Origin of the sequence: Rhodococcus sp. 14-2470-1b, from assembly GCF_002259415.1 — a bacterium.
Lineage (GTDB): Bacteria > Actinomycetota > Actinomycetes > Mycobacteriales > Mycobacteriaceae > Rhodococcoides.
Genome location: NZ_NPFY01000035.1, coordinates 183,150 through 199,595 on the forward strand (window position 1 = coordinate 183,150; position 16,446 = coordinate 199,595).

General features: G+C 65.4%; 10 protein-coding genes. 2 read left to right on the forward strand and 8 right to left on the reverse strand.

Annotated elements, in window-relative coordinates; genetic code table 11:
- Positions 1-2 precede the first annotated feature (2 nt).
- The 8 genes from mltG to CH293_RS24080 form a co-directional block, all read right to left on the reverse strand.
- A complete protein-coding gene (gene mltG / locus CH293_RS24045) occupies positions 3-1,328 on the reverse strand; it encodes an endolytic transglycosylase MltG (RefSeq protein ID WP_037113138.1) in 1,326 nt (441 codons plus the stop codon).
- Complete coding sequence (gene ruvX / locus CH293_RS24050) at positions 1,325-1,897, reverse strand: Holliday junction resolvase RuvX (RefSeq protein WP_094721693.1); 573 nt, start codon at positions 1,895-1,897, stop codon at positions 1,325-1,327. Before ruvX ends, mltG begins: the two co-directional genes overlap by 4 nt.
- Before the next feature lie 2 nt (positions 1,898-1,899).
- Complete coding sequence (alaS, locus tag CH293_RS24055) at positions 1,900-4,569, reverse strand: alanine--tRNA ligase (protein WP_094721694.1); 2,670 nt, start codon at positions 4,567-4,569, stop codon at positions 1,900-1,902.
- A 55-nt stretch (positions 4,570-4,624) separates the two neighbouring features.
- On the reverse strand, positions 4,625-6,031 hold the full coding sequence (locus CH293_RS24060) for a replication-associated recombination protein A (RefSeq protein ID WP_037113134.1): 1,407 nt from the start codon (positions 6,029-6,031) through the stop codon (positions 4,625-4,627).
- A gap of 7 nt (positions 6,032-6,038) precedes the next feature.
- Positions 6,039-7,229, reverse strand: a complete 1,191-nt coding sequence (locus tag CH293_RS24065) for a kinase (RefSeq protein WP_094721695.1) — start codon at positions 7,227-7,229, stop codon at positions 6,039-6,041.
- Between the two features lie 80 nt (positions 7,230-7,309).
- The gene (locus CH293_RS24070) at positions 7,310-8,218 is read right to left on the reverse strand and encodes a transglutaminase family protein (RefSeq protein ID WP_094721696.1); all 909 of its coding nucleotides are present in this window, start codon (positions 8,216-8,218) and stop codon (positions 7,310-7,312) included.
- Positions 8,215-10,950 carry a circularly permuted type 2 ATP-grasp protein gene (locus CH293_RS24075; RefSeq protein WP_094721697.1) on the reverse strand — a complete coding sequence of 912 codons (2,736 nt, stop codon included), beginning with the start codon at positions 10,948-10,950 and terminating at the stop codon, positions 8,215-8,217. Before CH293_RS24075 ends, CH293_RS24070 begins: the two co-directional genes overlap by 4 nt.
- Positions 10,951-10,998: 48 nt before the next feature.
- Positions 10,999-14,397, reverse strand: a complete 3,399-nt coding sequence (locus CH293_RS24080) for a DUF2126 domain-containing protein (protein WP_094721698.1) — start codon at positions 14,395-14,397, stop codon at positions 10,999-11,001.
- A 206-nt stretch (positions 14,398-14,603) separates the two neighbouring features.
- Between CH293_RS24080 and CH293_RS24085 the strand changes: the two genes are divergently transcribed.
- Both CH293_RS24085 and CH293_RS24090 read left to right on the forward strand, forming a co-directional pair.
- The gene (locus CH293_RS24085) at positions 14,604-15,257 is read left to right on the forward strand and encodes an RDD family protein (RefSeq protein ID WP_249300158.1); all 654 of its coding nucleotides are present in this window, start codon (positions 14,604-14,606) and stop codon (positions 15,255-15,257) included.
- 144 nt (positions 15,258-15,401) lie between these two features.
- On the forward strand, positions 15,402-16,331 hold the full coding sequence (locus CH293_RS24090) for a hypothetical protein (protein WP_094721699.1): 930 nt from the start codon (positions 15,402-15,404) through the stop codon (positions 16,329-16,331).
- The last annotated feature ends 115 nt before the right edge of the window (positions 16,332-16,446 follow it).

Below are 16,446 nucleotides of genomic sequence, written 5' to 3' on the forward strand. Positions count from 1 at the left end.
GGTCAGCGACCGCTCTCGAGGAACCCGTCCTCGACCAGTCCGATGTTCGCGAGGTGCTCGTCGTAGCTGCGTGTGAACAGGGTGTCACCTGCAGCGTTGATGGTGACGAAGTACAGCCAGTCACCGTCGGCGGGCGCTTCGACCGCCTCGACTGCCGCGACACTCGGCGCGGCGATCGGAGTCGCCGGAAGCCCTTCCATGGCGTAGGTGTTCCACGGAGTGACGGTCGCTCGGTCGAGATCGGTCGTCGCGACCTCGGTGGTGTCGAGCGCGTAGTTCACCGTCGAGTCGAACTCCAACTTCTGGGGCTCGGCCAGTCGGTTGATGATCACACGCGCAACCTTGCTGAAGTCCGCAGGCAGCGACTCACGTTCGACGAGGGATGCGGCGACCAGCGTCTGGTAAGGGTCGAGGCCGGAATTGGTTCCGGCGGTCAGGATTCCGGTGCTCTCGTACGTCGTGGCGCTCTCGGACACGAGTTGATTCAGGATCTCGCCCGGCGTGGCGGTGGGATCGATGTCCCAGCTGCCTGCCGCGATCAAGCCTTCGAGCTGACGGTCACGATCGGGCACCCCGCGTACCTGATCGGTCGCCCACGCCGGGACCCCGAGCGCAGTCGGGTCGTCGACGCCACCCGCGGCGTTGAAGTCCTCGTAGGAGATGCACGTCGGGGTTCCGCTTCCCGTCGCGTCGACGCAGCTGGCCTCGGACAACAGCGTGTAGATGCCCTTCTTGACAGCGTCGGTGTTGACGTCACGTGAGTCGTGCAGCTGACGTCCCTCGGAGATCACCAGACTTCCGACGCGCGACGCCGGGTCCACCAGAGTGGCGACGGCTTCGGATGCCGGCACGTTGCTGGGTAGCAGGTAGTAGCCCGGCTGCACCGATGCCATTGCGGAGTTCTGGACTGCGGCGCCCATGAACGCGCCCTCGCTGGCGACGACGCCCTTGGCGACGGCCTCGCCGCCGATCTGCTGCGCCGTGTCACCGGGGTGGACCCGGACGACGACGGAGTCACCTCGGGAGCCGGCCGGGTAGTCCTCCGCGACGACGGCGCCGCCGGAGAACTTGTCGTACACGAAGTAACCTCCGCCTGCGAGCACGAGAATCAGAATGAGGCCGAGTGTGGCCCCGACGATGCGACCACGCTTGCGCCGACTACCGGCTTTGCGTGCGTGCCTGGTCTGCGCCCTGCTCCGGCCGACCTCCCGCGGCACGCCCCTGGGGGCAGCGCCCTCGTGTACGGCGCGGTGGAACTCGCTGCCCTCCCCTGTCGGGTAGCCGATCGGGTCGGTGTGGGCCTCGTCCTCGTGCTGCCTGTAGTTCACTCGCCGACCTCCGGGATGCGACTCTGCTCTTCCGACGGGGTGGAAATTGGGTGTTCTTGCCGAGCGAGATGCGCCGAACGTTCGTCCAACCATCCCTGGAGGATCGCGACAGCCGCAGCCTGATCGATCACTCCGCGTTGAGCTTTCGCTCGAACGCCGCTCTCGCGCAGCGCACGCGACGCGGTCACCGTAGTGAGGCGTTCGTCGGCCATGCGGATCGGAACGTCCGGTATGTGCCGTGCGAGCACGCGAGCGAAACCCTGAGCCGCCTTCACGGCCGAGCCGCTCTCGCCGCGCAAGGTCCGCGGCAACCCGACGACGATCTCGACGACGTCGTACTCGCGGGCGAGCTCGACGACACGAGCGACATCGGACGCGTCGGCGCCCTTGGCCTTGGATCTGGCGACGGTCTCCACCGGTGTGGCCAGTACGCACCCCGGGTCGCTCGACGCGACCCCGATACGAACACTGCCGACGTCGATGCCGAGCCGTCTGCCGGGTCCCGGGTCGTCGAACCCTGGCCGATCCGGCGTCCGACCAGTGCCGGATCGGGCTGTGGATTCACTCACGATCAGGCGTCGACTGCTTCGGCGATGCGGGCACGGACGGCCACCAGAGCCTGGGCGATGCCGTCCGGATCGGATCCGGAACCCTGCGCGGAATCGGCTTTTCCGCCACCGCGTCCACCGATCGCCGGACCGAAGCTGCCGACGAGCTCTCCGGCCTTCACGCCTGCGTCCTGAGCGGCCTTGTTGGTGACGACGACGAACGGGACCTTGCCGTCCACGGAGCCGAACAGTACGACGACAGCCGGATCGCTGCCCAGCCTGCCGCGTACGTCGGTTGCGAGGGTCCGCAGGTCGTTTCCGCCCACACCGTCCGGTGCACGGGAGATGACCGCTCGAACGCTGCCGATCCGCTCCGCGCCGGCGGCCAGATCTCCGGCCGAGGACAGAACCGCAGCAGCTTTGACTGCCTCGAGCTCCTTCTCCGCGACGCGGAGCTTCTCCACCAGCGTCTCGATTCGGGCCGGCACTTCCTCGCTCGGAACCTTCAGCGACGACGCGACCCCCGCGAGAAGTGCACGTTCCTTGGCCAAGTACCGGTACGAGTCGAGTCCGACGAATGCCTCCACGCGGCGCACACCCGACCCGACCGATGACTCGCCCAGCAAGGTGACGGGCCCGATCTGCGAGGAATGCTCGACGTGCGTGCCGCCGCACAGCTCCATCGAGAACGGCCCGCCGATCTCGACGACACGCACCTCGTCGCCGTAGTTCTCACCGAACAGTGCCATTGCCCCCATGGCCTTGGCGCTTGCGAGATCCGTCACCGACGTGTTGACCTGGAAGTCGGCGCCGATCGCATCGTTCGCGACGGCTTCGATGTCGCTTCGCTGCGATTCCGTCAGTGCACCCTGCCACGAGAAGTCGAACCGCAGATATCCTGGCTTGTTGAGCGACCCGGCCTGAGTTGCATTGGGGCCCAGAATCTGTCGGAGTGCGGCATGCACCATGTGCGTACCCGAGTGGCCCTGAGTCGCACCCTTGCGCCACGCCGGATCGACGGACACGCACACCACATCGCCTTCGGTGATCTGCCCTGTCTCGACCGTCACCTTGTGCGTCCACACCTTCTTGGCGATCTTCTGCACATCGTCGACCTTCACGGACAGTCCAGGCGCCGTGATGGAGCCGATGTCCGCGATCTGACCACCGGACTCCGCATACAGCGGGCTCCGGTCGAGGATCACCTCGACCGATTCTCCGGCAGTAGCCGTCGGGACTCGGACGCCGCCGGAGATCAAGGCCAGAACGTTCGCCTCGGAGGACAATTCGTCGAAGCCGGTGAACTCGGTCGGTCCACGATCGACGAAATCCTTGTACACCGACAGGTCGGTGTGCGCGTGCTTGCGGGCCCGAGCGTCGTCCTTGGCGCGTTGACGCTGCTCGGCCATGAGCGACCGGAACCCGTCCTCGTCGACGGTCAGCCCTGCCTCCGACGCCATCTCGAGAGTCAGGTCGATCGGGAATCCGTAGGTGTCGTGCAACGCGAACGCTTCGGCGCCGCCGATCGTCTTCCGGCCCGAGGACTTGACCGTCTCCGCGGCTGTGTCGAACAGCTTGGACCCCGACGTCAGGGTCTTCAGGAATGCCGTCTCCTCGCCGACCGAGACATTGAGGATGCGGTCGAACCCGGTGACCAGTTCGGGGTACGACTCGGCCATCGTGTCACGGACGACGGTGATCAACTGAGCCATCGTTTGATCCGGCGCACCGAGCAGGCGTGCGGACCGCACGATTCGGCGCAACAGACGCCGCAGAACGTAGCCGCGTCCGTCGTTGCCGGGGTTGACGCCGTCCGAGATCAGCAGTGCTGCCGTGCGCGCGTGGTCCGCGATGACACGGAACCGAACATCGTCGGTGTGGTCGACGCCGTACTTGCGTCCGCTGAGCTCCTCGGCCTTGGCGATGACCGGACGCACCAAATCGGTCTCGTACACGTTGTCGACACCCTGCAGCAGGAACGCGACACGCTCGACGCCCATACCGGTGTCGATGTTCTGCTTCGGCAACGGACCGAGGATCTCGAAATCGTCCTTGCTGATTCCCTGGCCGCGCTCGTTCTGCATGAAGACGAGGTTCCAGATCTCGATGTAGCGATCCTCGTCGGCCTCGGGGCCGCCATCGACTCCGTACTCGGGCCCACGGTCGTAGTAGATCTCCGAGCACGGACCACACGGCCCGGGGATGCCCATCGACCAGTAGTTGTCCGCCATCCCGCGGCGCTGGATCCGCTCGTCCGGAATTCCGGCGAGTTCCTTCCACAGCGCAATGGCCTCGTCGTCGTCGAGGTATGCCGTCACCCAGATGCGCTCGGGATCGAACCCGTAGCCACCGTCCTCGACGCGTCCCGTCAGCAGCGACCACGCGAACTTGATGGCGTCACGCTTGAAGTAGTTGCCGAACGAGAAGTTGCCTGCCATCTGGAAGAAGGTGTTGTGGCGCGTCGTTATCCCGACGTTCTCGATATCCAGTGTGCGGACGCACTTCTGGACGCTGGTGGCCGTCGCGTACGGCGGAGTCTGCTGACCGAGGAAGTACGGAACGAACTGCACCATGCCCGCATTGACGAACAGCAGGTTGGGGTCGTCGAGCACGAGCGAGGCACTGGGCACTTCGGTGTGCCCTGCCTTCACGAAGTGGTCGAGGAAACGCCTGCGAATGTCATGGGTTTGCACTGGTACAGGTTAACCGGAGAACCACGGCGCCCGTGCATGCGCCGCGACCTGCGCGTCATCCACCGCGCACGATCCTGCGGAGCTTGCCGACGCGTGTACCGATCTCCCGTTCGACTCCATGATCGGTGGGTTCGTAGTAGTTCACCCCGACCAGCTCGTCGGGTGGGTACTGCTGGCGAAGTACCCCACCGGGATCGTTGTGCGGGTACTTGTATCCAACCGCGTTACCGAGCGCCTCGGCGCCCTTGTAATGGCCATCACGTAGATGCGGAGGGACAGTCCCGGACTTGCCTGCCGAGACGTCGGACATGGCTGCACCGAGCGCAGCGATCACTGCTCCCGATTTGGGCGCCGTCGCCAGATGAATGGTGGCCTGAGCCAGCGCCAGCCGCGCCTCCGGCATACCGATCAATTGCACCGCGGTCGCTGCGGCCGTCGCGGTCTGGAGCGCAGTGGGGTCCGCCATACCGACGTCCTCGCTTGCGTGAACGACGAGTCGCCTGGCGATGAACCTAGGATCCTCGCCTGCCGTGATCATCCGCGCCAGATAATGCAGTGCCGCATCGACATCGGAACCACGAATCGACTTGATGAACGCGCTGATGACGTCGTAGTGCTGATCTCCGTCACGGTCGTACCTGACCGCCGCCTTGTCCACGCTGGCTTCGACGGTCGCCAGATCCAGCACCGGACCGGTAGCCGCACCCGCCGCGGCCTCCAGCGCGGTCAGTGCGCGTCGGGCATCGCCTGCAGCGAGCCGGACAAGATGTTCCATCGCGTCCTCGTCGATGGACACGGCACCGTCGAGTCCGCGTGGATCGTTCGCCGCGCGGGTCAGCAACATCTCGATGTCCGACGACGCCAGAGGCTGCAACTGCAGCACGAGCGACCTCGACAGCAACGGCGACACCACCGAGAACGAGGGATTCTCCGTTGTCGCGGCGACCAGAAGCACGATGCGGTTCTCCACTGCGGCGAGCAACGCGTCCTGCTGTGTCTTGGAGAACCGGTGCACCTCGTCGATGAACAGGACGGTCTGTTCACCCGCAGTCAGTCGACGCCGCGCGAGATCGATGACCCCACGGACCTCCTTCACGCCGGCCGACAACGCGGACAGTGCCTCGAACTTGCGTCCGGTCGCGCCCGAGATGAGCGAGGCGAGCGTGGTCTTGCCCGTCCCCGGAGGTCCGTAGAGCATGACCGACGACGCGCCCGAACCGTCGACGAGCCGCCGCAGCGGAGCTCCCGGCTTCAGCAGATGACTTTGGCCGACGACCTCGTCCAGCGTGACGGGCCGCATGCGCACCGCCAAGGGCGCCTCGGGTGGCGTGTACGGACGCGTCTGAAACGACTGTTCGGGAACCGAATCCAGTTCACCCGTCGTGGTTGGCTCGTCGGTCGGCGCGTCGAACAAACCGTGTTCGTCGTTGTCGTCCAACCCGGAGCCGAAACTCGCGTTCATTCCCCGATCAGCGATCCCACTTGCTCTCCAGCGCCGTGACGACGCGGAGGGCGAACGCGGCGACATCGGTGTCGCCCGTCCGAGTTGCTTGGTCGACGAGTACGTTCCACCGCGAGATCAGCGCGTCAGAGCGAGGCACGGACAGATGATGCGCGCGTGCAGCAGCGATACGCGTGTGGTCGTTCGGGAGGAACCAGTACGTCGTCAACCAGACCCAGATGAGCTGGGCGTCCAGAATCTTCGACGCCAGAACACCGTCGTCGGCCAGATGCGGCCAGATGCCGACGACCTCTGCACGCCACGCGTCGATCATGGCCTGCGCCCGGTCTGCCGACAGCTCGAAGTGGCACAGGCAGCCGGGGAACGACGCCAGCGCGTACGTGATGTCCAGTGTGGCGTCGCGGAAGCCGCCCCACTCGTAGTCCAGGAAACGGACGCCTTCGTCGTTGACGAGGATGTTGTCCGGGCAGAGGTCGGACGGGCTGAACGCACGAAACGCACCGTGTGCGAACAGACGGCCGCTGCGCTCGACACGTTCACGCACGGCGTCCGGAGTGTCGGTGATGCCGAGGTCCTCCTCGAGCATCCGGGGGACGGCGACGAGAGCGTCGGGGATCTGCGCCGAGATACCGTCGGCGCTGTTCGGCACACCGGCCCGACGCAACAGTGCCGCGAAATCGTCCTCCCGGCCCACTGTTGCAGCATGCATTCGCCCGAGCGCTTGAGCCATGGCCATGAGCGAGTTGGTGACCGACGCTGCGTCGGAGTGCTTCAACAACGCCGTGATCGGACTCGCGTCGCCGAGGTCGCTGAGAATCAGCAAGCGCGCACCCAGATCGTAGGCAAGCAGGTCCGGACCCGGCCTGCTGTCGGTGGCCAGCGCAGTAGCGAATTGATACGACGCAGCCTCACGAAGAAAAGCGGAGTGTCCGCCGGACTCCGAATCGGACGCAGAATCGGACGCCGAGTCGACCTCGGAACCGGATTCCGCCGACGCTTCCCTGACCTGCTTGATCACCAGAGTGCGCGGTAGTTGAAACGGATTTTCCGCCACCCGAACTCGGAGAACGGTTGCTTGACCACTGCCTCCGAGATCGACTGGGTCCACCAGCCTGACAGGTGCGCCGGTGCGCCTCGTCAGCAAGTGCTGAGCGGCGGCCACCACCTCGGATACAGGGTCTGCCAATGTTGCGGTCATCGGGTACCAAGATACCCGGTACTTCCGACAGACTGTGGCGCCTGACGGCACCTACTGGAGGAACCTACGTACCGATTTCGTCACGACGCAGGGAAATCGACCGGAGCCACGTCCACGGACACCGAGATGCTGCTTTCCTCTGCCTCGGTGTAGATGACGCCGCGCAGAGGCGGGACGTCGGCGTAGTCACGGCCCCATGCCACCGTCGTGTATCGCTCGTCGACGAGTTGGTCGTTGGTCGGATCGAAAGCCAGCCACCCACTCGCGCCAGTCCACACCGCGGCCCAGGCATGGGTCGCGTCCACCCCGATCATTCGTTCCTTGCCCGGTGGGGGTTCGGTGGCGAGATAACCGGACACGTACCGAGCAGCAAGACCTTTCGCACGCAGACACGCGATCGCCAGGCGAGCGAAGTCCTGGCACACTCCCGATCGTGCCTCGAGCACGTCGGCAACTTTCGTCGATACGGTCGTCGACCCGGACTGGTAGGTGAAATCGGTGAAGATGCGGTGCGTCAGGTCGACGATCGCCTCCCTGAGCGGTCGACCTGCCGGAAAGCTCGCGTCCGCGTACGCCACGACCCCGTCGGTCACCTCCGGGGTGTCGAGGTCGAGAACGAACTCCACTGCCGAGGCACGGGCACCGGAGGCGGTGTACTCCCCCGGAGCCAGTGGTCTCGCTGTCTCCCACGCCTCCGCCGCACCCAGCCGAAGGTCTCTCGGAGACGGCTCGTCGACCTCCACGAGTGAATCGGCCGTGACGATCAACTTGTCGTGGTCGCTCGTCACATGGAAGTAGACGTCCTCGTTGCCGAACACGTCGACACCGTAGGACTGATCCGTCGGCGCCGGCTGCACCTCCACCGACTTCTCGACGCAACGCTGGCCGTCGAACTCTCGCGGAGCGAGAAATCCCCGCCCGTAGGAGGACGTCACGCGATCCGAGTACGTGTAGGTGGTGATGTGGCGGATTCGATACTGCCTGCTCATCGGAAGTCACCGCTTCCCGTCGTCTGACGCTGCGTGCGGTTGCCGCGGACGGTCCCCCACAACGGCTGCGTGCCACCGGGAAGCACCATGTGCGTCGCCAGCACCACCCGAGAGAGCTCCTCGAGCTGGTCGTGGATGCCGTCGACCAGTTCGACGAGGTCCACGCGCCTGCCCGAAGCGTCGACGCTTTCGAGGTCGCCCGGGTCGACGCGACGCAGCCGCACTGCAATCTGTTCGACGAGTTGTTCCGCGCGTGACGTGCCCGACGCGTCGGGCAGCGCCCCGAGATCGTCCTTGACCCGATCCAATTGGTAGACCAGCGAACGTGGGTTGTGCTCGTCGAACAACAGCAATTGAGCGACTGCAGCGGGGCGCGCACGTCCCCGATTGCGACGACGATAGATCACCGACGATTCGGCTGCGCTGAGCACGGAATCGATCACCGCCTGCTCCGTCGACGGTGTCAGTGCGTGGCTCAGCGTCGCTGACAGTAGCGCAGTCAATTGCAGCCCTCGCTCGATCCGTCGGCCGCAGTCCATCAGGTACCAGCCCGCGTCACGGACCATCGACTCCGACGCCAGACCGGACAGCGACAGCAGACCACGCAGCACCGACGACTGCGACGCCGCCAGTTGCGCACCGTCGGAACCGTCGGCGTCCGACAGATCGTCGAGCGCCGTCTCGATCCGGCTCAGAACAGCCCACGTGTCGTTGGACAGCTGATCCCTGACGCCTCTCGCGGCTTGCTGGAGACGATCCACCGACTGCGCGACCGAGCCGAGTCGGTCCACGGCGAGCATCAGAGACCGAAGCTCGGTGACCGCGTCGGCGCACACGTCCTCGTCGAAGAACCCAGGGCCGGTACGAGACACCTTGGTCACGGCCTGCAGCAGGATCGGCAGGCTGTCACTGCCGTCGAGCCACGGCATCGAGCGGTAATCCTGGTGTCGTTCGCGCGCCGCGATCAAGAGGCGTGTCATGTCCTCGGCGCGTTCGCTGTAGCGACCGAACCAGAAGAGATCACCGAGCACACGAGGCGAACTGACCACGTCGACGTTCTCCGTCGCCGCGTATTGCGGAAGCTCCTCCACCGAGGCGGGCGGCGTGTGGGCAGCCGAATCTGCCGTCGTCACCCGCTCGGCAGAACGCACCCACACGTCCTTCGACGCCACCGTGATCAGGGGGTCGGCCACCGGCGACGTGACGAGGACCTGACCCAGGCCGCCCGTCATCGGCGTGTACCCGGTGCGCTGGGCGACGCTGAACAGCCTCATCCCCACTTCGGCGGCCCCGATCGTGCCGCCGAAACCCGACCCTGCGGGCGCGATGGAGAACTCCGGGACTTCCTGCCCGGCCCACGCCCACGGCTGTGCGCGCAGGCGGTCGACGAATTCGGCCGCAGCGACATCGGTCAGGTCGTGGCCGACGACGGTTTCGCGAGTAGTCACCGACCGGAAGATCATCGAGCGAACGCCCGCCGTCAGGCGCGAGACTCCGTGATGCTCGCCTCCCCAGATCGACGGCGTCGACTCGAGCAGCAGGTCCTCGTCGAGCAACGCACGACTCAGCGCGGGCAGTAGGGAAGGAAGTGCCGGATTCTCGAGCACGCCACTGCCGAGAGTGTTGACTACCGTGACCGCACCGCGACGCAGAACCTCCACCAGACCCACGACACCCAACCGTGAATCGGGGCGCAGATCCAACGGGTCGGTGAATTCGGCGTCGACGCGCCGCAATACGACGTCCACCCGACGAAGTTTGCCGAGCGAGCGCATCCACAAGCATCCGTCGCGCACCACCAAATCCGCGTTCTCCACCAACGGGAATCCGAGTACAGTCGCGAGATATGCCTGGTCGAAGGCAGTCTCCGAGTGCGATCCAGGACTGAGAACCACGACGACGGGGTCCTCGGCCGCCGCCGGAGCCGCGTCGATGAGCGCAGACCGGACAGCGCGAGCGAACGTCGACAACGGGCGCGGATTCGTGTCCTGGAACAGCTCGGGCGTCGCTCGCGACATCACACGTCGATCCGCGAGCGCATACCCGATTCCCGAAGGCGCCTGGGTCCGATCGGCGATCACTCGGAACCGGCCGTCGGACGCCCTACCTACGTCGGCTGCGTGGAAGAAAAGCTGCCGTGGACCGGGAACGGTGATGCCGTGCGCCTCGCGGACGTACCCCGGGTCGCCGAACACCAATTGTGGAGGAATCACCCCGCCGGTGACTGTGCGCATGTCGCCGTAGAGATCGGTGAGAACCGCATCGAGCAGACGTGCACGCTGAATCAGACCGGCTTCGAGAACGTCCCAGTCCCCTGCGGCCAGCACAAGGGGAATCCCGTCGAGGCCCCACCTGACCGGAGTCGTGAGGGCCTCGGAACCGCCGACCGAAACTGGGTTGTACGTGATCCCGTGTTCGTCGACGAGACTGCGAACTCGATTCTGCAGAGCGCGTTCGCCTCCGCGACCGGCCCGGTCGAGACCGGCGATCAGTTCCGACCACTGCCGCCGAAGACCCGCAACGTGCGTATGTTCTTCGCCGCCGGCGTCGCTCAGCAGTTCGTCGTACCGTCCCTCCGTTCCCGGAAGCTCACGTCGACGGGTCCGATAGGCCTCGATCGCTTCCATCGAACCGAACTCGTCCGCCGAACCGGGCTGAACTGGCGTTGTCGACGAACCGGACGACGAGCCGACCGGGGCCGCGCTGCTCGGTGTCGCATCCACGGGCACCATCGAGTCGTCATTCCTTCCGTCGGGCGTCGCGGGTGGCCACGCGGGCCACTAGCCGGCGTAGACACCCGTACGCCGGAGATCGAGCATCCCAGGCGCCGTCACGTCGATCGATTGGCGCGCCTGCAACTCGAGCAATCTTGCTACGTCCACCTTGCCGGAGGTGAACCCACCCTCCTCGAAACGACCGTTGCGACGCGCCTCGGCCTCGACGGAGTTCACCGGCGGCCCGTTGTACGACCGTCCACCTGGGTGGACCACGTGGTACGTGCAGCCACCGACTGCTCGTCCCGTTTGCTTTTCCACGAGGTCGAACCGAAGTGGACTCTGTACCTCGATGGTCGGGTGCAGTGCACTCGGTGGCTGCCACGCGCGGTAGCGGACGCCGGCGACCTGAACGTCCTGCCGTTCGGTTCGCAGCATCGGCACCGGAACGCCGTTGCACGTGACCATGTATCTGCCCTCGTCCGCGCCGGCGATCTTCACCTGAAGTCGCTCGACGGACGAGTCGACGTACCGTGCGGTGCCGGACGACGTCGACTCCTCACCGAGTGTGTTCCACGGCTCGATCGCGCCGCGCAGTTCCAATTCCGCATCACCGATCACGGTGGTCCCCAGCCGCGGGAACCGGAATTCGGTGAAGGGGTCCAACCAGCTGGTGTCGAATTCGATATCGTGCTCTCGCAGGTCCTCCGCGACTCGGCCGATGTCGCTGATCACGAAGTGCGGCAACATGTATCGGCCGTGCAGGTTCGACCCGTGCCGAATCAGCGGTGCGTCGAGCGGCGTGTCCCAGAACCTCGACACCATCGACCGCACGAGCAGTGACTGCACCATCGCCATCTGGTGGTGCGGCGGCATCTCGAATCCGCGCAGTTCCAGCAGACCCAACCGCCCGCGTGTGCTGTCCGGGCTGTAGAGCTTGTCGATGCAGAACTCCGCACGATGAGTGTTCCCGGTGATATCGGTCAGCAGGTGGCGAAGCGCGCGATCCACCACCCACGGCGATGCCGTTCGGTCCGACCCCGTCAACCTTCGGATTTCGCTGAATGCGACCTCCAGTTCGTACAGCGCCTCTTCGCGGCCTTCGTCGGCGCGCGGCGCCTGCGACGTCGTTCCGATGAAGCGACCCGAGAACAGATACGACAACGACGGGTGCCGCTGCCAGTGGGTCAGGAGCGACACCAGGAGGTCCGGCCGGCGCAGAATCGGCGAATCCGACGGTGTGACGCCGCCCAGAGTGATGTGGTTTCCGCCGCCGGTCCCCCGCGTCGTGCCGTCGTTGTCGAATCCTTCCGTGCTCAGCCGTGATCGGCGTGCTTCGCGGTACAGCGTCTCCATCAGCTCGTTCTGTTCCGCCCAGGACGACGACGGCTGAACGTTCACCTCGATGACGCCGGGATCGGGGGTGACGGTCAATGTCTGCACGCGTGGGTCCGACGGAGGCCCGTAGCCCTCGATGACGACGGGAGTCTCGATCGCCGACGCGGCGTCCTCCACCCGAGCCACCAGATCGACGAAGTCCTCCAACCGGTCCACGGGAGGCATGAACACATGCAGGACGCCCTCCCGCACTTCGGCGACGAGCGCCGTCACGCCGTTGCCGCCGACGACGCCCCGATTCGACTCGTTCGCCTGTGCGAGTCGCGCGTATCGCGCCTCGGCCGGGTCGACGGGCCGAGGCGGGCGCTGCGTCATCTGACGCGCGGGCAACGGATCCTTGCGGTCGGTCGGGTCCGACGGATTCTCCGGCGGACCACCGGTCCACGAGATGGCACTGAGCGGAAGCCGCAAGCCTGCAGGCGAGTCGCCCTCCAGAAGCACGATGCGACCACGGCGGAGAGTCCAATCGGCGCTGCGCCACCCCGTTCCGTCGGGCGTCCTGCCGATGGGCAGAACGAACGCCGCTGGTTCGTCGGTACTGGACTCGAGCTTCGCCAGCAACGCCGCACGGGCGTCCGGGGTGTCGGTGCCGGGTTCGATGTCGGCGTCGACGGGTGGATCACCGTACGGCTGCCGGACGTAGTCGAGCAGCCGCACCAACGGATCCTCGAACGCCGGTCGTGCCTGCTCGGCCGGTAACCCCAGGCCTTCCACCAGTTTTTCCACCAGAGCCCGCGACGCAGAGTTGTCGACATCGGCGGGCCGCTCGTCGGCGGGAAGCCACGGATCGGCGATGAGATCGGAATCGCTCCACAGCGATTCACCATCGGTCCGCCAATACAGACCGACCTGCCACCTCGGCAGAGGCTCACCGGGGTACCACTTGCCCTGGCTGCGTTGGACCAACCCGTCGGGTGCGTAGATGCTGCGCAGACGCTCGGCGAGTGCGCTGGCCAATATGCGTTTGTGCGGGCCGTCGGCGGTGGTGTTCCATTCGGGCGCATCCTGATTCTCGATGGCGACGAACGTCGGCTCACCTCCCACCGTCAATCGAATGTCCTGCGCACTCATTCGCGCATCGAGCGTCGATGCGGTCCGCCGGATGGCGTCCCACTGTTCTCGGGTGTACGGCAACGTCGTGCGTGGGTCCTCGTGTACCCGAACCACGGTGTTGGAGAAGTCCAGCTCTGCAGTGCACTTGCTCGTGGCGCCGGAAATGGCTGCCGCCGTGGACGGGTGGGGTGTCGCGGACAGTGGGATGTGGCCTTCGCCCGCGAACAATCCGGAGGTCGGGTCCATCCCGACCCACCCTGCACCAGGGAGGTAGACCTCTGTCCATGCGTGGAGGTCGGTGAAGTCGGCTGCAGGCCCGGACGGACCGTCGAGAGACTTCACGTCGGACGCGAGTTGCACGAGGTACCCGGAGACGAACCGCGCGGCCAATCCCATCTGGCGCAGAACGGATACCAGCAACCACGCCGAGTCTCGACACGAACCGACCGCCGTGGTCAACGTGTGGTCCGGGCTCTGCACACCCGGTTCCATCCGCACCGAGTAACCGACGTCGCCGAGGACGGCTTGATTCGCCATCACCAGAAAATCGATGGTGCGCAGTGTGTCCCCGCGTTCGCGTACCGCCGCCTCCAGCTTTTCCACCCAGGTGGACACGACCGGCCCTGGGCCACTTCCTTCTTCGTCCTCGTCGACGGGCCGCAGATACGGCTCCAGATCCGGCAGGTCGGCCTTGTCGTACCGAAAACCGAAATGCTCCGCCCAGTCCTCGACGAAGAAATCGAGCGGGTTGATGACGGCCATGTCGGCGACGAGCCCGACAGTGATCGACATGTGGTCGGTTCGTTCCGGAAAAACGACGCGTGCCAAAAAGTTTCCGAATACGTCCTGCTGCCAATTCACGAAATGTTCGGCAGGTTCGATCTTCAGCGAATACGCTTCGATGGGTGTCCGAGAATGCGGCGCAGGCCGCAGCCGGATCTCGTGCGGAAACACTTGGACGGTGCGGTCGAACGAGTAACTTGTTCGATGTTCCAGAGCGACCTTGATGCCCACGGCGAGCCCCTCACAAATCTCGAATCGGTAAGAACTACCAACCTTAGAGGTCCCCAGCTGTGCCCGCTCGGTGGAGAAACGGCCACGGAACGAAATGCGCGGTGAGCGCGTAGTGCTTGACACGCACCCCCGGGTGCGGTTCGCTCAGCGTCGAAATCCAGACATTTGTCAACGACTCAACATCACGTCAGTCGAGGGGAACATCAGTGAGCGAGAACCCGCCTAACGGACCGCAGTACGGTTCGGATCCGAATCAGCCTCAGTATCCCCAGAACCCCGCCGGTGGGTACCCGCCTCCCGGAAACGCCGGCGGATACCCGCCTCCCGGTAACTACCCTCCCCCCGGCAACTACCCACCACCTCCGGGCAACTACCCGCCGCCGCCGGTCGGCGGTAACGCCGCATACGGGTCCGGTTCGCAGCTGCCCGGAGGCGGACAACCCGGAAGCCTCGGATTACGTTTCGGCGCACGTCTCATCGACGGCATCATCGTCGCGATCCCAGTCCTGATCATCGGGCTGTTCCTGCCCTCCGGTTTCGTCGGAACGTTCGTCTACGGCGTTCTCTCGGCCGCCGCCACGTTCGGATACTTCGTCTACCTCGAATCGTCCCGCGGTCAGACGCTGGGCAAGCAGTTGCTCGGCCTACGCACCGTCGGTGCCGCAGGCGGCAACCCCACTCAGGCGGAAGCGGCGCGACGCAACGCCTTCGTACTCCTCAGCGTCATTCCGTTCCTGATCGGCAGCGTGCTGGTGTTCATCGCATGGATCGTCATCGCGGTGACCATCAACTCCAGCCCCACGAAGCAGGGCAAGCACGACGAGATCGCCGGCGGAACCCAGGTCATCACCGCCAGGTGATGACCTGCTGAACGATCAGCGAGCGGGCCCGCCTACACATCGGCGGGCCCGCTCGCTGCGTTTCACCCTTCGATTCACCTGCAGGTTCGGTCCGCGGACGCGGATCGGTGCGGCACAATCGATCAACCACCGATGAGGAGAATTGTGAGCGAGAACCCACCGAACGGACCCCAGGACGGCAAGGACACGAATCCCGAGCAGTCCGGAGACCCGGGCAAAACACCACCCGGCAACTACCCGCCACCTCCGGGCAGCTATCCCCCGCCGCCCGGCAACTACCCGCCACCGTCCGGCGGCTACCCACCACCGCCCGGAAACTACCCGCCACCTCCGGGCAGCTATCCCCCGCCGCCCGGCAACTACCCACCGCCGCCCGGCAACTACCCACCGCCCCCGGGTTTCGGCGGACAGGGTTACGGCGGACACGGCGCCGGCCTGCCGCCGACGCTGAACGTCGGTGACGCACTCTCGTTCGGTTGGAACAAGTTCAAGGACAATGCTGGCGTCTGGATCGGCATCGTCGTCATCGCCGCAGTCATTCAGGTGATCCTGAACCTCGTTTTCGGTCGCTCGGGGAGTTCGGGTGACGTGTCCGCCTTGTTCGGAATCTGGTCGATCATCGGTACCGTCGTCTCCGCGATCGTGGGGTACATCATCAATGCGGCGTTCATCCGAGGCGCACTGCACGAGGTCGATGGCAACAAGCCCGCCATCGGGTCCTTCTTCCAGTTCGCCAACGTCGCCTCGATCATCATCGCCAGTGTTCTCGTCGCCATCATGGTTCTGGTCGGATTCGTCCTGCTTGTCATCCCGGGACTCGTCCTCACCTTCCTGTCATGGTGGACACTGCAATTCGTCATCGACCGCAACGAGGACGCCGTCACCGCCATCAAGTCCAGTTTCCGAGCGATCTCCTCGAACGCAGGACAACTGTTCCTCCTGGCCCTCGCAATCATCGGAATCAACATCCTCGGAGCCATCCCCTGCTTCCTCGGGTTGCTCGTGACCATTCCGATCTCGGCCATCGCGTCGACCTACGCGTATCGCATCGTGTCCCGCACGGCTGCGGTCTAGATCCCGGCGCTGTACCGAGCATCAGACTGCTCGGTATCGAAATCGTCGGTCACTCGCCGTATTGTTCTGTCGTTGCCTGGGTCCACCGTCCGAGAACGGGCCGGTCCAGGCGACG